Source organism: Methanococcoides mangrovi (assembly GCF_052057775.1).
Taxonomy (GTDB): Archaea; Halobacteriota; Methanosarcinia; order Methanosarcinales; family Methanosarcinaceae; genus Methanococcoides.
On the sequence record NZ_CP195121.1, the window covers coordinates 174,913 to 199,465 of the forward strand.

Sequence of the window (24,553 nt, forward strand, 5' to 3'; positions counted from 1 at the left end):
TCACACCAGCAGGTTAAGCGGGTGTGAGGATGATGGCTCGATATCAAGATCAGAAGATGCCTCTGAGATCATGATGTCAGTCATGGCAGCAAGAGGGAAAGTGTACTTTGCATTCTCGATAGGACCATAAAGGACAAAATCACCACCTGCAAGCTGCTGCATGGAGACCGTACCGATATCGCATATCTTGTAGATAAGTGGGTCTTCCTTCTTTTTAGCCTTGAGCCAGCTCCAGGAAGATGGAGCATTGTGAATACCCGATCCAACTGGGTAGCCCCATTTTGCCTTGGCGGTCATCGTCATGCGAAGGGCAATGCCTGCACCATCTCCCATAGGGGTAATGCTTGGATCGATGAGAACGTTCATGATACCACATTCTTCAGCAATTTCCAGCAGACCCCTGTCCATCAGTTTGCCACCGTTCTCCAGCAATTCCATCCTGCCTTCCAGGGATGAGTCCATTGCATTGAAACCGAGGATGATGGAACTGTCAATATCGGAATCCACAAGGACTGCACATTCTTCGTTGCTGATGCTCATGTTAATGGAATTGTAGATGGTCTTGTCAGCAAGACCTATGTCAGTAACATATTCTGCGGAGGCCATCCTCACAGAGGACTGAGGAGAATCGAGGATTATTGGAGAGTCACTTACTGAAGTCACAAAATCAATGTACTTCTGCATGCTCTCGAAGGTGTTGGCAAAGATATGAACAATGGCCGGATTCCCGGTCTCATCTGACATTGAATCCTGCATGTTCACAAGAACCTCTGCCCCTGCCCTGTCGAATATGCCGACATCCGCATCTTCCACGATGCTGTGGCCTTCATAGAATATGGTACCTGCAAGCGCTGTTGCCAGCTCGCCCGGCTGGCCTCCAATCTTCACGCCTGCAATATTGACGATCTCCTGCTCTTTCTGGAACCTGAACATGAACACAACCTCTACGAAATATAACAATGATCAAGATAACAATACAACAATGAAATAAAATAAACAATTAATTGGAATCCACTTCGCACACTATACCTGAAGACGAATCAAGCATTACATCACCCGATATCATGATATCCCCGGAAGTGATATCCATAGCAGGCCTGCATTTCTTCTTGGCACTCTCCACAACGAAAGCTGCTTCGTAATAAGGATCTTCTTTGCCCTTGTACTCATCAACGATCCGGCGGATCTCATCCAGGTCCACAAGCCCGATACGTTCAATGAGGGTTACCTGCTTCTGGAAACGGTCGATCACATCCCTGCCGACGTTCTCTATGAAAGGAATAGCACCATCAGAGCCTATGATACGCCCGTTATCGTCTATGCCGTTCTTATGAAGTGCAACAAGTGTCTTTCCTGCAAGATGACCCCTGGACTCATTACCACAGATAAGGAGATACCTGATATTCGAATTCGAGACCGTGTTTATGATGATCTTCTCCGCACCAAGGTTCTCGGTCTTACAGCTACCCCACATGGCAGCTTCATCATAAGGTTCAAGTGAACTTGCAAGAGTTATGACCGCAATACAGGAATCCGGATTCCCGGCACTACAATCCCCTTTTACAACAGGCCATCCAAAAGCAACGGTTTCTATATCAACACCCCATAAATCACATAATCAAGATCTGTTCCTCTCGTTCTTCATGTCCACAAGGGCACTTGCAAGCATTATGGCCTTTGTGTAGTGGCCACCGACACGTGATGTGTCCACGAAGACATGATCGTCCATCAATACCGGTGCACCGATGCCGTCCCCTCCTCCAAGGAAAACTAGCGTCCTGAATATCAGGTTACCGGTTATGCCATCCGGAGCAAAGATGAAGTTCGCTTCCTTTATGGCATCCTCAATGAGTATTGTATAATGCTTTGCACATATACCAGTTTCCCGCAGCCTTGCTGCAAGGAAATCGGCATCTGCAAGTGTGCGGTCGATCTTTTCATGCCTTCCAAGATCACCCATCCTTCCGCCGGAGAGGACACCAACGACCGGTTCAATGCCAAACCTGCGCATGTGTTCCACACCCAACTTGACAAGCGTGATCTTGTCGGAAAGGTCGTTTCCCTCATCTATGCCCACGGGTGCAAGGAAGAAAGGAACGCCTTCGGAGGTAAGGAGAAAAGCCATGCGGTGAAGGCGGTTCATCTTCAGTACCTGCTTGAGATGGGAAAGAGTAACCGAGGCCTTTGCAGTTCCCCTTACTGCCGCATCCACGGAACCCGATGCCAGCAGGTCACCAAGGACCATCTCCGGCTCATGGGTATTGATGATCTCAAGAGAAGTGCCAACGGTATCGATCTTCTGTTTGTCCCCTACAAGGATGACGTGTGCATATCCTTCGTTGTGGGCTGCCTCTATGCTGGAGATCATCTTGGGAGTGGGGTCACGTACACCAATAGCAACCTTCGCAGTGTTTGAAAGAGCCCTTTTCCGGACAACATCCATAAGACCTGACGTGCTATTGTTCTACATACCGGATCACCTGCCAGAAATGATATTAATCAGAATCAACAAAGAGATGCAAACATTAATTACTTTTCCCTTTTATTGAAGGTATGATCACAGATGGCAGAATCTATCGAATGGGTTGAAAAATACAGACCACAGTCCCTTTCAGACCTTGTGGGCAACAAGAAATCGGTCGTGGAGATGCGTGAGTGGGCAGAGTCGTGGCTCTCCGGCATGCCGGAAAAGCGTGCAGCCATACTCTATGGGCCTGCAGGAGTTGGAAAGACCTCCGCAGCACATGCACTTGCCAGGGACTTTGGCTGGGAGACCATCGAGCTGAACGCCAGTGACCAGCGAACAGCAGGAGCTATCGAAAGAGTTGCAGGTTCTGCATCAAAGATGAGCTCACTTACAGGCACATCTGCAAAGAGACTTATCATTCTGGATGAGGCCGACAACATGCATGGAAATGCCGACAGGGGTGGATCACGTGCAGTAGGCAGCCTTATCAAAGAAACAGACCAGCCCATCATTCTGATAGCAAATGACCTCTACGGACTTACACCTTCCATACGCTCGAACTGTATTGAACTGAAGTTCAATTCAGTGCAGGGAAGATCGATGATCCCGGCACTCAAGAAGATATGTGTCGAGGAGAAGATCATGTGTGGAGTTGGTGTCCTTGAGAAACTTGCCGAGAACGCCAGCGGTGACATGCGAAGTGCTGTCAAAGACCTTCAGGCAGTGGCAATGGGAAGGGACGAGATCTACATAGAGGATATTGCCACCTCCGAGAGGGACACCAAGGAAAACATCTTCAAGGTAATGGCAAAGATATTCAAAAGCACCGATCCAAAGAGCGCATTGCAGGCAACATACGGCCTGGACGAGACACCTGAGAACCTTATCCACTGGATCGATGAGAACCTGCCATCACAATACGGCACAGAAAAAGACACCGAAGAGGACCTTATAACCGGCTACAGATACCTATCAAAAGCAGACAGGTACCTTGGCCGTGTGAAAAAGCGACAGAGCTACCGCCTCTGGAGATATGCAAGCGTCCTCATGACCTGCGGAACAGTGGTCTCCAAATCACACGTAAGCCGCGGGTTCACAAAGTACCAGCCACCTTCATTCTGGCGCAAGATGGGACAATTAAAGTCAAAACGTGACATGAGGGATAATATTGCTTCCCGCATAGGCGAGCACTGCAATGAGTCCATGCGTTATTCACGCACAGATCTGGCACACCTTTACGGCAGGATGCTCAAGGACGAGGCCTATGCAGTGGATGTTGCTCTGGACCTTGACCTGAGCATAGATGAGATCGTTTATCTTACCGGTGGCAAGAAGGTCACAAAAGGCATACAGAAGATCTATGACCTGGCACAGGAAAAGCGAAGTACCTATGTAACTGAAGATGCACCGGTTTTCTTTGAGAAGAAAACTGCCAGAAAGACACAGGATAAGAAGCAGATGGACCTGAACCAGATCATGCAAAACGCTGTAGCCAGCGGGAATTCTGATCCAGAGAAAAGTTCAAAAGCCGCAGACCCGGCTCCAAAGGCAGAGCCTAAACCGGAACCAAAAACCACTGCAAAGGCAAAGCCGCAGAAGACCCTGTTCGACTTCTGACCGGGATCCATATTAAAGCACAAACATCTGGATCAAAGGGACAATGGATCGATCCATGTCCTGTAATATCCTTTTTCACAGGTGACCTCTACATTCATGTCGAATAGTCGGGATAGATTTTCTGCCGTAAGAATCTCCTCCTTGGGACCGTCAAGGAAGATCCTGCCATCCTTTAACAGGACCACACGACCAATCTCAGGGATCACGTCATCAAGATCATGCGTCACAAGGATTATGCTCTTGCCTGCAGAAGCTATTCTTCTCAAGGTCTCCCTGAAAACATGACGTGACCTCATGTCAAGGCTGTTCGAAGGTTCATCAAGAACGAGGGTCTGCAGGTCATGTACAAGTGCCCTTGCTATCAGCACCCTTCGGGCTTCACCGGTAGACATCTCAGACATTTTCTTGTCAGAAAGATAGGATATGCCAAGAAGTTCCAGGAGCTCATGGGCCTTTTCTTTCATTTCAGGAGATACCATGTGATTTGGATAAAGACCAATACTGCTGAAGAAACCCGAGATCACCGCATCAAGCCCGGAAACTTTACGTTCATACTCTTCCTGCAGGTCATAGGATACGATGCCCAGAAAATGCCGCATTTCGAAAAGGTCCCATACATCCGCCCCCATTATCCTGAATACAAGATCCTCAACCCCTGCAAGAGGATAGTAGTCCCTTGTGATCGTCTTTATCAGGGATGACTTGCCCGAACCGTTCGGCCCAATGATCGCAACATTCTCGCCGACATCAATGTTCAAAGAGATGGAATCGAGAACATTACGTTCTTTCTTTCTGATGGTCACATTCCTGTACTCAAGAAGAGGTTTTGTTTCACCGGACATTTTGATCACCTTAATCGTTGTACTGAACAATTGCACTGTAAATTAAATTTACCGGCACCAAATATTCGCATCATAAAGGCAAGATGCTGTACCTGCCATTACTTTTTTTCCTGACATCCATGCCTTCTATCTTAAGAAGCTTTACCATAACATCAAGCCCCCCGGCATACCCGGCAAGTTCCCCCGAAGAGCTCACAACACGATGACATGGGATGATCACCTGTATCGGATTCAATGAATTTGCAAGCCCGACAGCCCTTGAGCCTTTGGGTTTGCCGATCATTTTGGCTATGTCCCCGTAAGAAACAGTCGTACCGTAAGGGATCTTTGTCAGAGCTTCCCATACCTTCTTCTGGAAATCGGTACCAACTGGTGAGAGCTTTACATCGAACTCCCTGAGGTCGCCTTCAATATAACGGTTTAGCTGAACTTTGACATCACTGAAGAGGTCCTTTTCCGGCTTCCAGTCCGAAGGAATTGAATATTTCCCCCCACCATCCTGGATATTAAGCACTTTAAGGCCCCCGGCATCTCCGGCCAGAAGTATAGTACCAATTTTCGTTCTTATAAGATCATAGTACATTCAGCATACCACCAGATAGGATCACCTGCTGCTATTCATAACAAATCTTCCCCTGAAGAGCAATGTTGCAGCTGCCACAAGGATACCAAAGATGCCTGAACAGAGGAACACCATGTGCAGGTCGAAGAAGATCAATAAGGCTCCCAGCACCACAGGTGAGGCACTCTGTCCTACATATTTCATGGTATTATGGATCGAAAGGACGCCACCACGTGATGCCGGAGGAGAGATCTGGATGATCTGAGAATCGATCGCTGTCTGGCAAAGACCAAAGCCACCACCGAACACCAGCAACAGCAGGAAGAGGACAGGAAGTGAGGTCGCCCAGGAGATCAGGAAGATAGATGTCCCTACAAGAATGAAGCCCAGACCGATGAGGACGATCAACGGAAGCCTTTCTGCAAGCCTTTTCATGTTCGAAGCCACCGCGATGATGGCAAGCCCCTGAATTGAAAGGACAAGTCCCGCTTCTTTGGCAGCAAATCCGAACACTTTCTCAAGCATGAACGGCAGGAAGACGACTATTGAGAACAGAAGGAAGAAGATAGCAAAGCTCAGGAAAACTGTGTAGAGGATCCTGAAGTCGCTCAGCTCACGAATGGCATTACCCAGTCCGCTTCCATGGAAATCATCAGATCCCCTGGTCTCGGGAAGCATTAGCAGGACTAGCAGAGCGAATGGTAGTGAGAGAGCATAGAAAAGGAACGGATAGTTCCAGCCGATGGTGGCCAGCCCACCGCCAATAAGGGGAGCGGTTACCGAACCAATGGCAATTGCCATACTGATCCGTCCCATCGAATGGACGCGATCAAGTCCTGAATATACATCCCCTATGATCAGCATCACAAGTGACATCATACCGGCGATACCAATACCCTGGATAAATCTCAACACCAGAAGAGTATGAAGATCGGTGGCAAAGAAGCTGAAAAGCCCCATCATCCCATTGATCACAAGACATGGCACAAGAAAGGTCTTCCTGTTAACACGATCTACAAAGTGTCCGATCACAAGGGAGAATATGGCAGTGGATATGGTGTATACTGCCATGAGATTTGCCACTTCATTGGGACTGCTGCTTAATGGTCCCACCATCTGCGGCAGTACGGGTGCAAGTATGGCTCCGCCTGCCATTGCAAAGAAGACAGTTATTGCAAGGAACAGGAGATGATGTGTTTTAAAGGTCATTCTTTCCACCATTAGCATCTGCTTCCTTCAAAAAAGTTCTGGAGCATTTGATCATTAACTGATCGGATATGCGACCATTCCATAAAACTATGGAAGAAAATGTTGGAGAACCGGAGAACAATTTGTTAATCTGCATTTTTGGAAAAAATGAAAAATGAGTTTTAAAAGAGCAAAATAATAATGGGTAAAAGGGGAGTGGGGGATAGCCTTTTAAGAAATCAGTAAATACATTGTGAATTTTATTATATATACTAACGCCTTTAGTATTTTCAAGTAGCATTAGTATCGATAATTTATTGATATGAACAGAAATTGATCAGATGAAATATGAGATCCTCGATCCAATCAATGACCAAATCGTGTAAAAAAAGAAGAATGAAGCCTCAGGCGTGATTTGAACACGCGACCTAGTGATTACAAATCACTCGCTCTGCCAGGCTGAGCCACTGAGGCGCTTCCTTGAAACGTACCCATAGAATGCATAATAACAAATAAATGTTATGGTTGAATTTACCATTGTAGAGATATCATGTGGCAGGAAATGGCAAAATACGGGAAGAAACTGGTAGACCATGGACTTGTTGAGTCCAATTTCGGGAACATCAGTGTACGCATCGCGAACAGACTGATAATAACACGCAGTGGTGCGGCACTTGATGAGATCACAGAGAACAGTGTCGTGGAGGTGCCCATAGAAGGTACATCGGAACTGGACCTGATAGCGTCCACCGAGACCATCGTCCACCGCGCTATTTACAGGAACACGCCTGCACTTGCCATAATCCATGCCCATTGCCCTTATTCGGTGGTACAGACATTAATAGAGGATTCAGATAGCATTGTACCTCTTGACAGTGAAGGCATAAGCTTCCTCCATGAGATACCTGTTTTCAGGGGAATGATGGGCACCTCCGAACTGGCAGAAGGTGCGGCAGCTGCATTGTCCGATCACAAAGGAGCTATCGCATACAGTCACGGGACCTTTGCGATCGGTAAGACACTTGCTGATGCTTATGTTATCACAACCCAGATAGAACACTCCTGCAGGATCAAGTACCTTGTAGATCTTGCAAAGAAGGGAATTTCCGGGGCACCATAACAACTAATAAGAAAGAACAAGATAAGGAGAAGTCCATGACCATCGATGCATTAAGACCTGCTGCTACAAGGATACTGGACCCGGTAGCCATAGCGATCGCAAGAAGGAAGATATCGCCAAACTCCCTTTCAATAGCATCCCTGGGGTTTGCGTTACTGGCAGGAATATGTTTCTATTTCTCGGTCGAAAGGCCGTTCTTTGCACTTGCAGCCGTGCTTTTCGTAGCCCTCAATTCGGCCTTTGACGCACTGGACGGAGCAGTTGCAAGATACATGCGTGCCGAAAGCAGGAAGGGGGACTTCCTCGACCATGTAATTGACCGTTATTCCGATGTGTTCATCATCTGCGGTATGTTCTTCGGAGGACATGTACAGTGGCAGATAGGAACCGTAACCATAGTACTTGTATTGCTGGTCAGCTATCTTGGAACACAGGCACAGGCACTTGGGATCGGAAGGTTCTACGGCGGCATCATGGGCAGGGCGGACAGGCTTGTACTGATACTGCTTGCATCAATAGCCTACCCAATCTATAGTGAACCGGTGTTTGGATATACCACCATAGGATGGGCCATAATAATCATAGGTATCGGAAGCCACATAACCACCATTCAGAGAATGGGCAGCATATGGAAGCGCCTCTAAGCGTTCTGGGCTTCTGATAGCGATTATATATGGAATAGTTTAAAGTATAGCAAATACCATTTTAAAAATATGCAGAGTCCGGGCCAGAGATATGAATACCTTGAGCATACTGCAGATGCAAAGTTCAGGGCATACGGAAAAACAGTGGAAGAGGCTTTTGAGAATGCAGCCCTTGCCATGTTCAATGTAATGATCAATACCTCAAAAGTCGACTGCACACATACAGAAAAGATAGAGCTTACAGCACCCGAGATCGACGATCTTCTGGTTGAATGGCTCTCAGAACTCCTGTTCATCTTCGAAGTGGATTTCATATCCTTCGGGAAGTTCGAGGTAGAGAGCATCACAAAAGAGAATGGCGAATACAGATTATCAGCAAGCGCAAGCGGTGAAGAAATAGACCTTGAAAAACATGAGATCGATACCGAGGTCAAGGCTGTGACATATAATGACCTGAAGGCAGAAGAAACACCAGAAGGATTCATGGTACAGGTCACAGTAGATACATAACAATACAAATTTACAATATGGTCTGACATCAAAGTGGGAGGGAAAGGCATGGAAGAAGAAGGACAAGGCGGCATACAGGAATCACTCAAAAGAATAGATGATAACATATGGGAGATACCCATTGGAGCAAAACCGGGAATGAACGTACCCGGAAGAATATACCTCTCTGAAAAACTTATCCACAACCTTGAGCCGGAGGCGCTTGACCAGGTAGCGAACGTGGCAATGCTTCCCGGGATACAGAAATATTCCATGGCCATGCCGGATGCACACCTTGGATACGGATTCCCCATAGGAGGCGTTGCAGCCTTCGATGAGGAAGAGGGAGTGATCAGCCCCGGAGGTGTGGGTTTTGACATCAACTGCGGAGTTCGCCTCCTGCGCTCCAACCTCACTGTCGATGATGTGCGTCCTGTGATGAAAGAGCTTACCGAGAGACTTTTCCAGTCAGTACCTGCAGGCGTGGGTTCCAAGAGCCGCCTGAGGACTTCTGAAAGTGAGCTTGATGACATTTTCCTGCATGGTTCCCGCTGGGCTGTTGAGAACGGGTACGGTGTGGAAGCTGACCTCGAGCACTGCGAAGGCGGAGGATGCATAGAAGGCGGAGATATCACCCACATAAGTGCCAAAGCCCGCAAGAGGGGACGACCTCAGGCAGGCACACTGGGAAGTGGAAACCACTTCCTTGAGGTCCAATATATCGACCAGATATATGACCGGGAAGTAGCTGACAGGTTTGGCCTCGAAGAAGGGCAGGTCACTTTCATGATCCACTGCGGATCAAGAGGTACAGGTCACCAGATATGTACAGACCATCTGCGTACCATATCACAGGCTGTAAAGAAGTACAGGATCTCGCTTCCGGACAAGCAGCTTGCATGCGCTCCGGCACAGTCCGATGAAGCGCAGAACTATTTCAGGTCCATGATATGTGCAGCCAACTATGCATGGAACAACAGGCAGGTCATAACCCACTGGACAAGAGAGGTCATTTCAGACATCTTAAAATCAGACATGGATGAGCTCGGGCTTGACCTTGTATATGACGTTGCACACAATGTGGCGAAGCTGGAAGAGCATACCGTGGACGGAAAGAAAAAGAATGTCTATGTCCACAGGAAAGGAGCAACAAGGGCATTCCCGCCGGGACACAGGGACGTTCCGCAGGCATACCGTGATGTTGGCCAGCCTGTCCTGATACCTGGAAGCATGGGAACTCCATCTTTCGTACTTCACGGTGCTGAAGCCTCAATGGACATCTCGTTCGGAAGTGCATGTCACGGAGCCGGAAGGGTCATGAGCCGTGCACATGCAAAGAAGGAATTCTACGGAGAGGATGTCAGGAGCGATCTTGAGAAAAGCGGGATCACGGTAAGGGCTGCACACCCATCTGTGATAGCAGAGGAAGCACCTGAGGTCTACAAGTGCAGCAGTGATGTCGTCAATGTTGTCCACGAACTTGGCATCGCAAGAAAGGTCGCCAGAATGATGCCTCTGGGTGTTGTCAAGGGCTGATATTCAGCCATTTTTTTCTTTAAGGAATCCGGAAACAGAACTCGGTTTAATAAAAACGGAACACATGTTTGTCTGCCCCTTGCCCGGGGTTCAGTAACCGAAAGAAAGGAATATAGCATTGCTTAACTTAATTCAGGAATAGCAAAAGACTACAAGAGAGTGAGGAAACGGCCTTGTTTGAGGGGATGAATGGTTTGCTTGATTACAGTCATTTACAACACAAAAGTTTGCAAGCAATCTGTCCGCTTCCTCAAATAATAAAATGATATAATAATATTTAAAGATGTTCGATATCCTTTAAATATTGAAGATGTAATGAAAATCTCTTAAGCACTTATTTTTCACTAACCGACCGTCAACCATTTTAAGTTATATTCTTAATTTTGCGCCCATGGATAAAAAGGCGAAGATGATAAAAAGAGTTCGTGTTATGGCTGACTACCAGTTCGGCAAAGGATGCGGAGATATTCTTTTTCCTGATAACGTGACCTTCCAGCTCTCAAGGACAAAGCGAATACGCCAGATCATGCTTGACGGCAAGCGTGTTGCAACAGCAAGAGCAAGGGACGGAATGCTCACACTTAGCATGGAAGCTGCTGGAAAGGTCCACTCACATATCCCTGCACCGGGACTCAGGGTAACGGTCTGCGATGATGCGGTTCCTTTTGTCTCAAAGGGAAAGACAACATTTGCAAAACATGTCACAGCAATAGACCCCGGCCTTAGAAGCGGTGACGAGGTCATAGTTGTTGATGAGAACGACAATGCCATTGCAACCGGCCAGCTTCTTCTGTCACCCGACGAAGTGGAAGCACTTGATACAGGTGCAGCGGTGGATGTTCGCTGCGGATGTGAACAGTAAGCTCCCATAGCCCTTATATTATTCAAAAAGTTCCGCTACCTGATGTCAAAATGTACATATAGCAACAAATTAAATAAGCTGTGAACTTATATATCGCCTCAAATTCATCTCGTCGGAGGGTGAGATCATCGCAGAAGAGGAATTCTTGAAAACGTTTGTCATTCCGGACAATACTAAAATGGAAGAGCGCAATATCGTGCTGGACGGAGATATCATAATAGGTAACCATTCAGATATACGATATGGCCTGATAGCTAATTCTGCGATCCTTGGAGAAAGGGTCGAGGTCTCCGGCGACATCAAAACAATATCAGACATCAGGATCGATATCTGGTCCCATATCGGTGGCACTGTCAGGACAAAGGAGAACGCCTACATCGGCGAGTTCGTCTCTATTGACGGAAAACTTGTGGTCAAAGGCGACCTTGACATCGGTAACGATGTAAAGATCAAGGGCGGTTTCGAGGCAAAGGGATGGATCGTTGTTAGAAACCCGGTCCCTGTGATCGCCTACCTTTTCCTGTACCTGACCGAACTTTTACGCATGGGCAAGGATGAAGAGGTCGAGAAGGCATTGAACGAGCTGTTCGACGAGGAAGTAGAGACCATCGGCAATGTTGCCATGATCATACCAAATGGTTCAAAGATCTCCATGGACTCAATAAGAGTGCCTTCAAAAACCGTTATCGGAAACAATTGCCGTCTTGTTGGGAACATTCGCACTACTTCACTTGACATGGCAAACGACACCACCCTCTACGGAAGCATACGCACCATGAACACAGTGAACCTTGGCGAGAACAACATCATACACGGGAACATAGTTTCACGTGGGGATGTATACATCGACAAAGGCACACATGTACTTGGAGAGATCAATGCCAATTCCATAAAGATACATGAGACCGCACGTGTGGACGGTGTTATGAGAGCAAACGGAGGTATTGTCTTCGAACGAGAGGGAGAAGATGGTCTCTCCGACAATGAGCTGATGACGCTCGATATATGACCATCATACCTAATTTTGAGGTATTCTATGACCAAAGAGACTACCCTATCAAGAGATTACGAATCAATAGTAGAACAGGATAAGAACTACGTAATGCAGACATACACACGCCAGCCCATCGCCCTTGAGAGCGGGAAGGGGTCTGTTGTCCGTGACATAAACGGCAGGGAATACATCGACTGTGTGGCAGGAATTGCCGTGAACAATGTCGGACATTGCCACCCACGTGTTGTAGAGGCGATCAGCAAACAGGCCGAGAAGCTCATCCACGTTTCAAATCTCTATTACACTGACGTCCAGGCACAGCTTGCCGAGGAACTTGTCGGGATTACCGGCATGGGACGTGCATTCTTCTGTAATTCCGGTACCGAGGCTGTCGAGGCTGCAATGAAGCTCGCAAGGGTCTCAACAGGAAAGACCGAGTTCATCGCAGCAGAACATTCATTCCACGGACGTACCATGGGATCCCTTACAGTTACTTACAAATCCGTATACAGGACACCTTTCGAACCTCTCGTCCAGGGAGAGAAGTTCGTACCATACAACGATGCTCAGGCCATCAGGGATTCAATAACCAAAGACACTGCAGCGGTCATCGTTGAACCGATACAGGGAGAAGGGGGCATCAATGTGCCCTCTGACGACTACCTCCGGGAAGTGCGTGAGATCTGTGATGAGAACGACATGCTCCTTATATTCGACGAAGTGCAGACCGGTTTTGCCAGGACAGGAAAGTGGTTCTGTAAGGAACACTCAAAAGTTGAACCTGATATCATGACAATGGCAAAGGCCATAGGCGGAGGATTCCCAATGGGTGCCATTGTGGCACGTGATGGCATATCCTTTGACAAGAGCCAGCACGCTGCGACCTTCGGAGGCGGACCCCTTGCATGTGCCGCATCCCTTGCATCAATAGGAGTTATCAGGGATGAGAAACTTGTGGAGCGCTCGGCAGAGATGGGAGAGTACTTCATGGACAGGCTCAACTCACTTGAACTCGACAACATCGTTGAGGTCCGCGGAAAAGGTCTCATGATCGGAGTTGAGATAGACAGGCCATGCGCAGACATCGTTGACCTTGCAAGGGACAAAGGAGTCCTCCTCAACTGTACATCCGAGAAGGTCATCCGTATTGCACCTCCACTCATTATCACCAAAGAACAGATCGATACGGTGGTGGACATAATTGCCCAGATATGAACTGTTAAAGAAAGAGATCGCATCCATTGCAAAATATGTCCCGGGAAAATCTATCGATGATATTGTAAGGACTTACGGACTGGACCCCGCATCTGTGATCAAGCTGGGCTCCAATGAGAACCCTCTTGGGCCATCTCCAAAAGCAGTGGAAGCCCTCATAAATGATGCACAGGCCATCAGCATCTACCCTTCAGCCGATGCACGTGAGCTCGTGGAAGCAATATCCGAATACACCGGCATACCTGCAGACCACGTTGTGGCATCCGGCCCGGGCATGGACGGCCTTCTGGACGGGCTCACAAGACTTGTCATAAGCCGCGGGGATGAGGTCATACTTACAACACCAACATTCTCATACTATGAGATATCAGCTCGTGCCAACGGAGCAGTGCCTGTTTACGTCCAGCGCGAAGAGGATTTCTCAGTGGATGTAGGGAAGGTAATTGATGCCATCACACCACTAACGAAGATCATCTTCCTGTGCTCACCCAACAACCCCTCAGGTAATGTGATACCTGAAGAGGACATACTCCGGATAGCAGAGGCCACTGAAGCGCTTGTGTTCGTTGATGAGGCATATGTTGAGTTCGCTGACAGGAACATCGCACACCTTGTTCCAAAATACGACAATATCATTGTCGGAAGGACATTCTCAAAGGCCTTCGGTCTTGCAGGAATGAGGATAGGATACGGCATCCTCCCTGTCTGGCTCAGGGAAGAGTACATGAAGATAGCAACCCCATTCTGTGTGAGCTCAGCAGCAGTTGCAGCCGGTGTTGCTGCACTCTCAGATTCCGAGCACCTCAACAAGAGCATCGAACTGGCACGCACAGGAAAGAAATATCTTCAGGACAACATCCCTTTCAAGGTCTACGACACCCAGGCTAATTTCGTACTTGTTGATGTCGCCCCCCACAAGGCACGTGATGTTACAACAGAATTGCTCAAAAAAGGGATCATTGTACGTGACTGCACATCCTTTGCCAACGCAGGAGAGTCATTCATAAGGGTCACTATTGGCACAGAGAAGCAGAACAAAAAGGTCGTGGAAGGTTTCTCTTCCATCTGACCCTTTTTCTTTAAAAAAGTAATTCAACTTCCCGAAATGGGCAGTCAGCAGATCTCATCTATTTTCATTAACGGATAGTCCAGTTCCTTATTGAACTCCATAGAGACATGGGCCTTTGCAGAGCCATACTTTGCATCGATCTGGACATTGAGCATACGACCTTCCAGCTCGCAGTAACCGAACTCATCATTGAGCTTTGAACGTACCATATCCCTGTCTATGGAAACGGTGATATTCTCCACGCATGGCTGTACTGAAATGCTCTGTGCAATAGCTTCCTCAAGACTTTCCACCGTCCTCAGGCTCACAGGAGAACCGGTGAACTGGTGATACAAAGCTCCGAGTTTGATCCCGGCTTCAAAAAGTACGTTGTCCCTGTCGGTAATTGTATTTTCGGCCATATGCTACCTACCTTGATAGTTAATGGGTCGAAATTGACCTGAAGATATAAAGCCGATACGGTTATCTGGATTTTAAGAAGAAAAAGAAAAAGGAGAGACAAGAAGAGAGGAGAGAGGAAGAGGTGAAAATGAAGATCTGAAATAAAAAACCTCAGGCCTTCTTCACAGTGGCCCAGAAAACACTCCCCTGCCCTTCAGGGTTGTCCTCAACTCCCACTTTGCCGCCGTGAAGGTCAATTATCCTTTTAACGATAGCAAGGCCAAGTCCGGTACCTTTCACAGCCGCCTTTGTAGCACGTTTGAACCTCTCGAACACGAATGGTTTGTCCTCATCCGCAACACCCTCACCAAAATCAGTAACTGTGATCTTCCACTCATCACCGTAGTCAAGGATGTCAACAATGATCTTACTTCCTTGAGGGCTGTATTTTATTGCATTTGAAAGCAGGTTCACAAAGACTTCTTCCAGAACCGGGCTTGTCTTTGCATTGTACTTGCCGCTTGCCATGTTCTCAAGAACGATGTGTTGGCTCCTGAGCTGTTTGTCAAGGGATTGTATTGCCAGCCTTACGATCGCACCAACGTCCATTACTTTGAACTCCAGAACACTGATAGCCTCCAGTCTTGAAAGCTTGGATACCGATTCGATCATGTCAATAAGCTTGCCGTTATTTCGCTTGATCGCACGGAGCTTTTCAGTTGTGTCCGGATCATATTCTCTTTTTAATAATATTTCTACAAATCCCTTTACAAGACCTGCAGGGTTCATTAGATCATGGCGGATGATGTCAGTAAACAGATCCTTAAGCTCATTTGAACGTTCCAGTTCCTCAGCATATTCCTGAAGATCAGATTCCGCCCTCTTCCTCATCGTTATGTTGCGGTAGCTACAAACGTGCCCCCTGACCTTGCCATCAGTAATAACAGGGAAAAGATGATATTCGAAGATACGACCATCCCGGAAATAAAGTACATCCGAATCATATTCCATCAAAATTGCGAACCTCTTGACCTTTGAAAGGATGTGATCTGCATTTTCCAATTGTGACAGGCCGTATCTGACAAATGCTTCAACATAGTTCTTTTCAGTATCCGCATCATCAGGAATATTCCATATTTCCCTGAACTTGTTGTTCACCATCCTGATCGTTCCGGTGTTATCAAAGAAAGAGATACCATCATCCGTAGATTCCAGGACGTTCCTTAAAAGGGTCTCATTCTCTTTGATAAGCTTCTCAGCGATCCGATGTTCGGAAATTTCCTCCTTGAGATTTTCATTGACCCTCGTAAGTTCTCTTGTGCGCTCCTCCACTTTATCTTCCAGTTCCTGCCGGTATGAATCCAATTCAATTTCTGCCTTTTTCTTATCAGTGATATCACGAACAATGATCTGGATGAACTGTTCATTCTTATCGATCACCGAACCGCTTACATCCACATCAATAGACGAACCATCCGATCTTTTTAATTTAGATTCAAGATGAACAGAACCTTTCACCATGATATTCCCGATTGTATCGGAAACAAAGATACGCTCTTCATCAGGATATAATGAGACAAGGTCAATACCAACAAGGGAATCCCTGTCATAACCAAGCATCTCACAGGCTTTCTTGTTGACATTCAGGATTCGCCCATCCGCATCATGGATAATCACCGCATCATTTGATTCTTCAAAAAGTGAACGATAATACATTTCACTCAGGCCCAGGGACTTTCGTGAACGGTCATGCTGAAGGGAATTACCAATTGTGGAACCCACAAGACGGAACATGTCCGTGACAAAGTTCGAAAAATGCATATCTTCCCTTATAGAGCAAAAGCCAACAAAGCCCATCAATTCATCCTTCATTAGCAAGGGAACTATAAGAGCTGATCTGACCTTCAAAAGTTCCAGCATCTCCTTGCCTTTGTGAGCTTCCTCAGGGAGATCATCAAGAGAGTGAATCTTTACCGCCTTATTCTTGCGCAGAGGCATTATAAAGCAGGGAATTTCGGAAAGCGTTATCGTATCAAATTCTTTCCCTACAGCATCCACACCTTCACGATACCACTCGCCGTACTTTTCTGCAAGATCATTATCAGAAGAGAACTCATAAATGAAAATGTGATCCACCTTTGCTGCCTTCCCCACAGACTCCAGAGCATGATATATCTCATCCCCTAGATCCCTTGAAGGAAAATTGATTAGCCTGGAAGAGATATCACATAAGGTCTTTTCAAATTGTACATAGTGCCTCAGTTTGGTTTCCAGATCGATATGTTGAGTGATATCTCTCAGAATACCTGTCACACCAATAATATCACCGGAATCGTCCTTCAAAGGCATTCCTGAATCTTCCATCCAATGCACATTCTCACTATTATCGGTAGTCCTGAACAGGATGGAATGTTCAATACCTTCAAAGAGAACTGATCTGTATTCGGAGATCACACGATCCCTATCATCAGGATGGATAAAATCGGCCCAGTCCGACAAGAGCATTTTGTTTGCATTGTATCCAAGTTTCTTCACCTGTGGACTGATGTAGGTGATCCTCATTTCAGTGTCCAGAGAATATGCTATATCGGTCGTGTTCTCCACCATAAACCGGTATTTCTTCAAATTTTCCACAAGAGCATATTCAACATATTTACATTCGACCATCGGCCCAAGATAATCAGAAATAGCCCGGATCAGATCCTTTTCTTCCTTAAGGAACGGACCTTCGGCTGAATCAGGAATCGCTCCAGTATAGTAGACAGAAATCCTGCCGGCCCTCGACCCATCCACAATTATATCAGTACTGAGTTCCAGAGGTGTTACTTTAAATCCCGGACTTTGGAAGAACATCCCTTTGAGTTCAATGCATGCACATTCAAGATCAGAATATTGAAAACCTGAAGGGATAAGCTCCACTACCCCCTGAAGTGTCTCATCCAGAGGAAGGTTTTTCCTGATGATACACAAAATCCCATAGAGGCAGCTAAGTTCCTTGCACCTCTCATTAAGCGATGATTCCAGCGAAGCCGTGCTCCGCTCATCTTCCAAATAAGACCCACTAGTTAAAGTGATCGAAGATCCTCCCTTTTACCCCATGAACGATCAGCCCCCAAATCATTCAAAATATATTATACAAGGATGGCATATATAAGATTGCCGAACCGCTTAAATGACGATCAAAGATGATCTAGAAACGTCTCACCTGCTCCTCAGACCGACCTCATTGTCGATCTCTTCTGCTATCTTTTCCAGCTCATCGAAGATCCTTTCGGAATCCTTTCTCATCTCACAGACCGCTGCCTTCAGGCTGCCCCCGCGAAGATACAGCATTTTTTTCCTCCGGTAGACAAGACCCGACCCGATGAGGTTTCTAAGATGATGATTTACCCGGGAAAGACTGATACCAAGGGAATTTGCAAGCATCTCTGAAGTAACACCTTCATTTCGGGAAAGGTTTGAAAGCATGTCCATCACGATCTTTTTGGAAATGTCCTCCACATCCCTGCCTGAAGATAGTCCGAAACTGTCACAGAACCAATGTACATCCTTTTCAAGGTCTTTTTCTACTGGTTTTTCAATATGTATGAGGATGATCTGACGAGCCATCACGAAAATATTGACCTTATACAATATATACCTTCCTGTTTTTGTCGAAATCATATAGACAAAATGGACAAAATCTAATCAAAATTGACATTAATTTTAAATTTAACAGAAACGTTTAAATAGTAGAACATATAATTTGAAGTGTTAAAGAATACAGATCACAAAAATACCCGATTGTGACCTGAAACTACAATTGGCCATCCGATAAGAAAGGGGAGTAAGCTTCAGGGAGGCAATTGGGTCATTGTTGAGAGATCGAACAGATTTATTGACAAAATTTGACAGAAAGTAGAACAAAATATTCCATGAACATAAGATAAGGAGGTTCAAATGGATCTAAACCGTTTTACACAAAAAGCACAGGAAGCCATCCAGAAGTCATTCACTATTTCTGCAAGATATTACAACCAGCAGACAGATTGTGAACACCTGTTCCTTGCATTGATGGAACAGGATGGCGGTCTTGTACCTACACTACTTACCAACATGGGTTCCGACACCAGGGATATCGTGGCGAAGCTCGAACAACACTTATCGGGACTTCCGCAGGTCTCCGGCCCCGGGAGCGGCCAGGCATATGTGACCCAGCCGTACAACAGGGTGCTCGACACAGCCGACAAGGAAGCCCGCTCAATGAACGACGAGTACGTCAGTGTTGAACACCTCCTCATAGCATTATTAAAAGAGAAAGGAAGCTCCAGCCAGCGCATACTCCGGGAAGCAGGTGTCACACCCGAAGCAGCATTACAGGCGATCAAAGAACTAAGGAGGAACCGCCGCATTACAACTGAAAATCCCGAAGACACTATGGAACCGCTCAAGAAATACGGTATTGACTTTACAGAGCTTGCTGCACAGGGTAAACTTGACCCGGTCATCGGAAGGGACCAGGAGATAAGACACACCATAGAGATCCTATCCAGACGACGGAAGAACAACCCGGTACTCATCGGTGAGGCAGGTGTGGGTAAGACAGCAATCGTCGAAGGTCTTGCACTCCGTATTGCAAAAAGGGACGTTCCCGATGATATGAAAGACAAGAAGATCATCTCACTAGACATGGGTTCCCTGATCGCAGGAGCAAAGTTTCGGGGAGAGTTCGAGGAACGCCTCAAGGCAGTATTGAAGGAGGTTGTGGAATCCGAGGGACAGATCATCCTCTTCATCGATGAACTGCACACCATTGTAGGCGCAGGCGCCACCGAAGGTGCCATGGATGCAGGAAACCTGTTAAAGCCTATGCTGGCAAGAGGTGAACTGCACTGTATCGGAGCCACGACCCTTGATGAGTACCGCAAGTACATAGAGAAGGATGCAGCTCTGGAGAGGCGTTTCCTGCCAGTACTTGTGGACCAGCCGGATGTTGAGAATACCATCTCAATCCTGAGAGGGTTGAAAGAGAAGTATGAGGTCCACCACGGAGTAAGGATCAAAGATACTGCTCTTGTAGCAGCGGCAGTTCTCAGCAACCGTTACATCTCTGACAGGTTCCTGCCTGACAAGGCCATTGACCTTGTCGACGAGGCAGCTGCAAAGGTAAGGACATCAATAGACAGCAAGCCACCGGAACTCGACGAGGCCGACAGGAAGATCCTTCAGCTGGAGATCGAGCGCGAGGCACTCAAAAAGGAGAAGGATGCAGCATCAAAGGAGAGGCTTGCAGACCTTGAGAAAGAGCTTGCGGACATCCGTGCCGAATCCGACGCCATGCGTGCGAAATGGCAGGGAGAGAAGGATATCATCGCAAACCTGAGTTCCCTGAAACAGCAGATCGAAGAGGTAAAGGTACAGCTCGAGCTGGCAGAGAACAGCGGAGATTTCGAGCAGGCATCCAAGCTGAAATACGGAACACTTGCACCTCTTGAACACCAGTACAAAGAGGAAGAACAAAAGCTCCAAGAACAGCAGGAAGACATGCTGCTCAAGGAAGAGGTCGGAGAAGAGGACATTGCACAGGTGGTCAGCCAGTGGACAAACATCCCGGTAACGAAGCTCATGGAAGGAGAGCGTGAGAAGCTCACCCACCTGGAAGACAAGCTCCACGAGAGACTTATAGGACAGGACGAGACAGTAAAGGCCGTATCTGACGCTGTCATCCGTGCCTATGCAGGCATCAAGGATCCCAGGAGACCCATTGGAAGCTTCATCTTCCTCGGGCCTACAGGTGTTGGTAAGACCGAACTTGCCAAAGCACTTGCAGCGGAACTCTTCGATGATGAGAACAATATGATCCGCATCGACATGTCCGAGTACATGGAGAAGCACACAGTCTCAAGGCTGATAGGTGCACCACCGGGTTATATCGGTCACGAGGAAGGCGGACAGCTTACCGAAGCAGTACGCAGGAGACCATATTCCGTAGTCCTGTTCGATGAGATTGAAAAGGCCCACCCCGATGTGTTCAATGTCATGCTCCAGATACTCGATGACGGCCGCCTGACAGACTCTCACGGAAGGACGGTGGACTTCAAGAACACGCTGATCATCATGACATCGAACATCTGCGTGGACTATGCCATCTCAAAGCTTGAGAAAGGTGAGGACTACGCAAGGATGCAGGAGATAGCACAGAACGAGCTGACCAAACATTTCAGGCCGGAGTTCATCAACCGTATCGATGAACTGGCGATCTTCAGGCCGCTGACCAAAGAGCAGCTCGTCAGCATCGTGGACATCAAGGTGGCAGACCTTGTCCAGAGGCTCAGGGAAAAGAGGATCACCCTTGAGATCACCGACTATGCAAAGCAATATCTCGGAGTTGCAGGTTACAGCGAAACATTCGGTGCAAGACCACTGAAACGTGTGATCCAGAACGAGGTGGAGACAGCGGTTGCAAAGCTGATCGTTTCAGGCAAGGCCCTCGAAGGATGCACTGTTGTAGTGGATGCCAACGAGCGCGGAATAACTGTGGAAGTGGCAGAACAGGCTGAAGAATAAGACTTGTGAGGGGACAAATAACTCCCTTCACCTCATCAATTTTTACAATATTTTGCGATCATAACTGCCGGATCCTGCATCAGTCCTCGTAATATTTCCTTGGAACCTTCATGAGTGGTGATTCCAGATACAAGAGCAGCAAGAGGAACATTACGGTGGAGAATATCGACAGATAGGCAGGAAACACAAAATAGGACATAATAGGCAGAGCGAACACTATCGATACAAAACCCATTGCTTTTGAACCTCTTAACTTCGGGTAGGGATATTCACTGACCATAAGGAAAGAAAGCAGGACCATGATCGCGATAACACCATAAAAGTAAACGTAGCATTCTGCTATGAGCAGATAGGAGGATATGACCACAGCAGCTGCTGTTATGGGCAGCCCCTCGAAATCAGGTATGCTCTTTTGCTTCGTGTTGAACCTTGCAAGGCGGAGAATACCGCAGAAAAGGTAAAAACATGCAACCGCAGCCATCAGATAAGGATGTGAATAACCATATATGAAATATAAGGCACAGGCAGGGGCAACACCGAAGGATATGCCATCTGCAAGTGAATCGAGATACTCGCCAATATCACTACTGCCAAGCTTTCGTGCCAGGAAACCATCCATTCCGTCAGCAATAGCTGCAAAAAGTATCAATATGAAAGCAAGTTCATCATAACCGGAACATGCACTGAAGATCGCCATCATACCGAAAAGGGCATTTCCAAGTGTCATCATGTCAGGGAGACGAAGGAGCTTGAACATCATTTCGACTTCCTCCTGAAGCCTTTTTCTTTTGCAATTATGGTCTCACCTGCATATACACGATCTCCCACCTTGCAGACGATCTCGAAATTGGAGGGTACCGTCACATCGACCCTTGACCCGAACTTAATCATGCCTATCTTCTGACCGCTGAAAACCTCGTCGCCTTCATGTAAATAGGAAACGATGCGGCGTACAAGAACACCTGCGATCTGGGTCACTACAACATCGCCGTGGCTACTCCCAATGACCGTGATAGTACGCTCGTTCCTTTCGGAATCCTTATTGAAGGCAGGGATATGACCTCCTTTTTTGTGCTCGATGCTGCGGATAGTACCTGAGATGGGAGCACGGTTTACATGAACATTATGTACGTTCATGAATACGCAGACCCTGCCATTGCTAATATCGATGACCTTCCCATCTGCAGCAGAGAACAGGCAATGATCGCATATCTTCGTGGTCCTTTCAGGATCCCTGAAGAACCATATCAGGAAAATAAAGATAGCAAAGGCAACGTATGACAGGTATCGAAGTGACGGAAGACCCGTCAGAAAGGATACGATCGCTACTGCCAGAGCAAAAAAGCCCACAAAAGCGATCCATGAGGTCGAATCTTTAGCTAACATCTCTGAATTCCTTAGCTTTTCCGTACAATATTCCTGACATGCCTGGCTGTCATCTGCCAAAGACCATCGATCATGTCAAGAAGCTCAGGCAATATTCGCATCACGGCATATGCTATCACAAAGAGTGCAATGGATGAACCTATCTTGGCGATCACATGGTGTGCGATCTCAAAGCTCTCCGGCCCGAACCACTGGTCGCCGTAAGCAACTATCACAAAAGCATCCCTTACAATATTAAGCGCATATATTACCGGTACAGAGACCATGAATGCAGACATGAGCCTTTTGAAAGGCGCATTTATCGAGATTATAAGTCCTGTGAAAAGGGCAATGCTCTCGATAGCCGTACAGGCCAGAATGATCTGTACAGTGTAACCGTTATAGCTGATCTTGTGCCATGTGGACTCAACGTTGTAACCAAGGAAGGTAAGCAGACCAACCGTAGCGTTGGTGACATTGGATATTAGCCACTGATTGAGTGCAGGAATGTTCGCGAAAGGGAAATAGAACAATGAACCTATGGCCGTGGCACTTGTTACCATCATGACGATATTGATATCACTGCCCTGACCGGATATTGAAGGTTCCCTGTATTCACGTATCATATTATGTGCCATGAAAAGACAGAACGCAGCAATTGCCAGTGTCAGTACTACATTGAAGTAATCACTTATCTCAATATAGTGAAGTGGCTGGTATGCCCAGTGAACGGAAAAGAAGATCCACCCAACACCGCCCGAGAGATACTTTATGCCTCTTGTTGCAGGTATCACCGAGGAGAGAACCATCAGGGCAACTGCGATCCAAAGTACGTTTTCTATCATGGTGAAGCACCTTTATTACAGGTATGATATATAGTATCATTGCTAAAAGTATTAAGGTTTTGTTCAAATGACAGTTCCAACCACACCCCTGCTAACAGTTGATGCCGTAATAATCTTAAATGGTAAGATTGTACTCATTAAAAGGAAGAATCCTCCTTTCAGGAACAGCTTTGCATTACCGGGCGGTTTTGTGGAAGTGGGTGAGACGACCGAGGCTGCGGTCATTCGTGAAGCACAGGAAGAGACCGGGCTGTCTATCGATATTATTAAATTGGTTGGAGTATATTCTGAGCCTTCGCGCGACCCGAGAGGGCATACGGTGTCCGTTTGCTATCTTGCGGTCGGTCACGGAGAGCCAAGAGCCGCAACGGATGCAGCCGGAGTAGCATTGTTCGATATAAAGGAGCTACCGGACATAGCTTTCGACCACCAAAAAATGATTGAAGACGCAGGAGATGATATTAATGGAATTCTGTCCAAAATGTAAGAGCATGATGTTCCCCATCGAAGGCTCATTAAAATGCAAAAAATGCGGGTATGTAAAAGAGAAGGAAGAAGCACCTGAACTTGTATCAAAAGCAACCCGTGAAGAAAGAGAGGTCACAGTACTTGAAGGCAATATTGACGAAGGACTTCCAACAACAAAAGTAAAATGCCCCGAATGTGACAACACCACAGCATACTGGTGGCTCAGGCAGCTGAGATCTGCGGATGAATCCGAAACAAGGTTCTTCAAGTGTACAAAGTGCGGCTACACATGGCGTGAATACGACTAAGAGCCATGTCCGGACAAAACAGTGAAAACATATAT

24 protein-coding genes and 1 tRNA gene are annotated in these 24,553 nt (G+C 46.9%); 12 read left to right on the forward strand and 13 right to left on the reverse strand.

What is annotated here, in order from left to right; genetic code table 11:
- The 3 genes from mtrH to mtxX all read right to left on the reverse strand — a co-directional run bounded on the left by mtrH (position 1) and on the right by mtxX (position 2,443).
- On the reverse strand, positions 1 to 933 hold the full coding sequence (gene mtrH / locus ACR3I3_RS00915; protein WP_440952710.1) for a tetrahydromethanopterin S-methyltransferase subunit H: 933 nt from the start codon (positions 931 to 933) through the stop codon (positions 1 to 3).
- Positions 934 to 1,000: 67 nt separating this feature from the next.
- Positions 1,001 to 1,594, reverse strand: a complete 594-nt coding sequence (locus ACR3I3_RS00920; RefSeq protein WP_440953716.1) for a tetrahydromethanopterin S-methyltransferase subunit A — start codon at positions 1,592 to 1,594, stop codon at positions 1,001 to 1,003.
- 24 nt (positions 1,595 to 1,618) lie between these two features.
- Positions 1,619 to 2,443 (reverse strand): methanogenesis marker protein Mmp4/MtxX, encoded by an 825-nt coding sequence (gene mtxX / locus ACR3I3_RS00925; RefSeq protein WP_440952711.1) that lies wholly within the window; start codon positions 2,441 to 2,443, stop codon positions 1,619 to 1,621.
- A 120-nt stretch (positions 2,444 to 2,563) separates the two neighbouring features.
- Between mtxX and ACR3I3_RS00930 the strand changes: the two genes are divergently transcribed.
- Positions 2,564 to 4,084 (forward strand): replication factor C large subunit, encoded by a 1,521-nt coding sequence (locus tag ACR3I3_RS00930; protein ID WP_440952712.1) that lies wholly within the window; start codon positions 2,564 to 2,566, stop codon positions 4,082 to 4,084.
- 32 nt (positions 4,085 to 4,116) lie between these two features.
- Here ACR3I3_RS00930 and ACR3I3_RS00935 read toward each other — a convergent pair whose 3' ends face one another.
- The 4 genes from ACR3I3_RS00935 to ACR3I3_RS00950 all read right to left on the reverse strand — a co-directional run bounded on the left by ACR3I3_RS00935 (position 4,117) and on the right by ACR3I3_RS00950 (position 7,150).
- The gene (locus ACR3I3_RS00935) at positions 4,117 to 4,926 is read right to left on the reverse strand and encodes an ABC transporter ATP-binding protein (protein ID WP_440952713.1); all 810 of its coding nucleotides are present in this window, start codon (positions 4,924 to 4,926) and stop codon (positions 4,117 to 4,119) included.
- A 70-nt stretch (positions 4,927 to 4,996) separates the two neighbouring features.
- Positions 4,997 to 5,509: a methylated-DNA--[protein]-cysteine S-methyltransferase gene (locus tag ACR3I3_RS00940; protein WP_440952714.1), complete on the reverse strand. Its 513-nt coding sequence runs from the start codon at positions 5,507 to 5,509 to the stop codon at positions 4,997 to 4,999.
- Positions 5,510 to 5,530: 21 nt separating this feature from the next.
- Positions 5,531 to 6,697, reverse strand: a complete 1,167-nt coding sequence (locus ACR3I3_RS00945) for an MFS transporter (protein WP_440952715.1) — start codon at positions 6,695 to 6,697, stop codon at positions 5,531 to 5,533.
- Between the two features lie 379 nt (positions 6,698 to 7,076).
- Positions 7,077 to 7,150, reverse strand: a tRNA-Thr gene (locus tag ACR3I3_RS00950).
- A gap of 88 nt (positions 7,151 to 7,238) precedes the next feature.
- Here ACR3I3_RS00950 and ACR3I3_RS00955 point away from each other — a divergent pair.
- The 8 genes from ACR3I3_RS00955 to hisC all read left to right on the forward strand — a co-directional run bounded on the left by ACR3I3_RS00955 (position 7,239) and on the right by hisC (position 14,605).
- A complete protein-coding gene (locus ACR3I3_RS00955; RefSeq protein ID WP_440952716.1) occupies positions 7,239 to 7,796 on the forward strand; it encodes an aldolase in 558 nt (185 codons plus the stop codon).
- Between the two features lie 35 nt (positions 7,797 to 7,831).
- Positions 7,832 to 8,440: a CDP-alcohol phosphatidyltransferase family protein gene (locus ACR3I3_RS00960; protein ID WP_440952717.1), complete on the forward strand. Its 609-nt coding sequence runs from the start codon at positions 7,832 to 7,834 to the stop codon at positions 8,438 to 8,440.
- A gap of 69 nt (positions 8,441 to 8,509) precedes the next feature.
- Entirely contained in the window at positions 8,510 to 8,950 is a 441-nt protein-coding gene (locus ACR3I3_RS00965) for an archease (RefSeq protein ID WP_440952718.1), read from the forward strand.
- A 48-nt stretch (positions 8,951 to 8,998) separates the two neighbouring features.
- The gene (locus ACR3I3_RS00970) at positions 8,999 to 10,465 is read left to right on the forward strand and encodes an RtcB family protein (protein WP_440952719.1); all 1,467 of its coding nucleotides are present in this window, start codon (positions 8,999 to 9,001) and stop codon (positions 10,463 to 10,465) included.
- 391 nt (positions 10,466 to 10,856) lie between these two features.
- Positions 10,857 to 11,327 (forward strand): PUA domain-containing protein, encoded by a 471-nt coding sequence (locus ACR3I3_RS00975; RefSeq protein ID WP_440952720.1) that lies wholly within the window; start codon positions 10,857 to 10,859, stop codon positions 11,325 to 11,327.
- Positions 11,328 to 11,472: 145 nt separating this feature from the next.
- Positions 11,473 to 12,336: a polymer-forming cytoskeletal protein gene (locus ACR3I3_RS00980; protein WP_440952721.1), complete on the forward strand. Its 864-nt coding sequence runs from the start codon at positions 11,473 to 11,475 to the stop codon at positions 12,334 to 12,336.
- A 27-nt stretch (positions 12,337 to 12,363) separates the two neighbouring features.
- Positions 12,364 to 13,536, forward strand: coding sequence for an acetylornithine transaminase (locus ACR3I3_RS00985; RefSeq protein ID WP_440952722.1), 1,173 nt, complete (start codon positions 12,364 to 12,366; stop codon positions 13,534 to 13,536).
- Positions 13,523 to 14,605, forward strand: coding sequence for a histidinol-phosphate transaminase (hisC, locus tag ACR3I3_RS00990; protein ID WP_440952723.1), 1,083 nt, complete (start codon positions 13,523 to 13,525; stop codon positions 14,603 to 14,605). The genes ACR3I3_RS00985 and hisC overlap by 14 nt, the downstream gene beginning before the upstream one ends.
- A 44-nt stretch (positions 14,606 to 14,649) precedes the next feature.
- Here the strand turns inward: hisC and ACR3I3_RS00995 are convergent, their stop codons facing one another.
- From ACR3I3_RS00995 to ACR3I3_RS01005, 3 genes are all read right to left on the reverse strand, one after another.
- Entirely contained in the window at positions 14,650 to 15,006 is a 357-nt protein-coding gene (locus ACR3I3_RS00995; RefSeq protein ID WP_440952724.1) for a dihydroneopterin aldolase family protein, read from the reverse strand.
- A 151-nt stretch (positions 15,007 to 15,157) separates the two neighbouring features.
- Entirely contained in the window at positions 15,158 to 18,037 is a 2,880-nt protein-coding gene (locus ACR3I3_RS01000) for a PAS domain S-box protein (RefSeq protein ID WP_440952725.1), read from the reverse strand.
- A gap of 150 nt (positions 18,038 to 18,187) precedes the next feature.
- Entirely contained in the window at positions 18,188 to 18,595 is a 408-nt protein-coding gene (locus ACR3I3_RS01005; protein ID WP_440952726.1) for a winged helix-turn-helix transcriptional regulator, read from the reverse strand.
- Positions 18,596 to 18,925: 330 nt separating this feature from the next.
- Here ACR3I3_RS01005 and clpB point away from each other — a divergent pair, with 330 nt between their 5' ends.
- Positions 18,926 to 21,532: an ATP-dependent chaperone ClpB gene (clpB, locus tag ACR3I3_RS01010; protein WP_440952727.1), complete on the forward strand. Its 2,607-nt coding sequence runs from the start codon at positions 18,926 to 18,928 to the stop codon at positions 21,530 to 21,532.
- Between the two features lie 79 nt (positions 21,533 to 21,611).
- On the opposite strand, the gene ACR3I3_RS01015 is transcribed toward clpB, so the two are convergent.
- Genes ACR3I3_RS01015 through artA form a run of 3 tightly spaced genes read right to left on the reverse strand, consistent with a single transcriptional unit; the run spans position 21,612 to position 23,742 of the window.
- The gene (locus tag ACR3I3_RS01015; RefSeq protein ID WP_440952728.1) at positions 21,612 to 22,292 is read right to left on the reverse strand and encodes an archaetidylserine synthase; all 681 of its coding nucleotides are present in this window, start codon (positions 22,290 to 22,292) and stop codon (positions 21,612 to 21,614) included.
- Positions 22,289 to 22,918 carry a phosphatidylserine decarboxylase gene (locus ACR3I3_RS01020; protein ID WP_440952729.1) on the reverse strand — a complete coding sequence of 210 codons (630 nt, stop codon included), beginning with the start codon at positions 22,916 to 22,918 and terminating at the stop codon, positions 22,289 to 22,291. The genes ACR3I3_RS01015 and ACR3I3_RS01020 overlap by 4 nt, the downstream gene beginning before the upstream one ends.
- 11 nt (positions 22,919 to 22,929) lie before the next feature.
- Positions 22,930 to 23,742, reverse strand: a complete 813-nt coding sequence (artA, locus tag ACR3I3_RS01025) for an archaeosortase A (protein WP_440952730.1) — start codon at positions 23,740 to 23,742, stop codon at positions 22,930 to 22,932.
- A 67-nt stretch (positions 23,743 to 23,809) separates the two neighbouring features.
- Between artA and ACR3I3_RS01030 the strand changes: the two genes are divergently transcribed.
- Entirely contained in the window at positions 23,810 to 24,229 is a 420-nt protein-coding gene (locus ACR3I3_RS01030) for an NUDIX domain-containing protein (protein WP_440952731.1), read from the forward strand.
- Positions 24,207 to 24,518: a transcription factor S gene (locus tag ACR3I3_RS01035; protein WP_440952732.1), complete on the forward strand. Its 312-nt coding sequence runs from the start codon at positions 24,207 to 24,209 to the stop codon at positions 24,516 to 24,518. The genes ACR3I3_RS01030 and ACR3I3_RS01035 overlap by 23 nt, the downstream gene beginning before the upstream one ends.
- Positions 24,519 to 24,553: the final 35 nt, after the last annotated feature.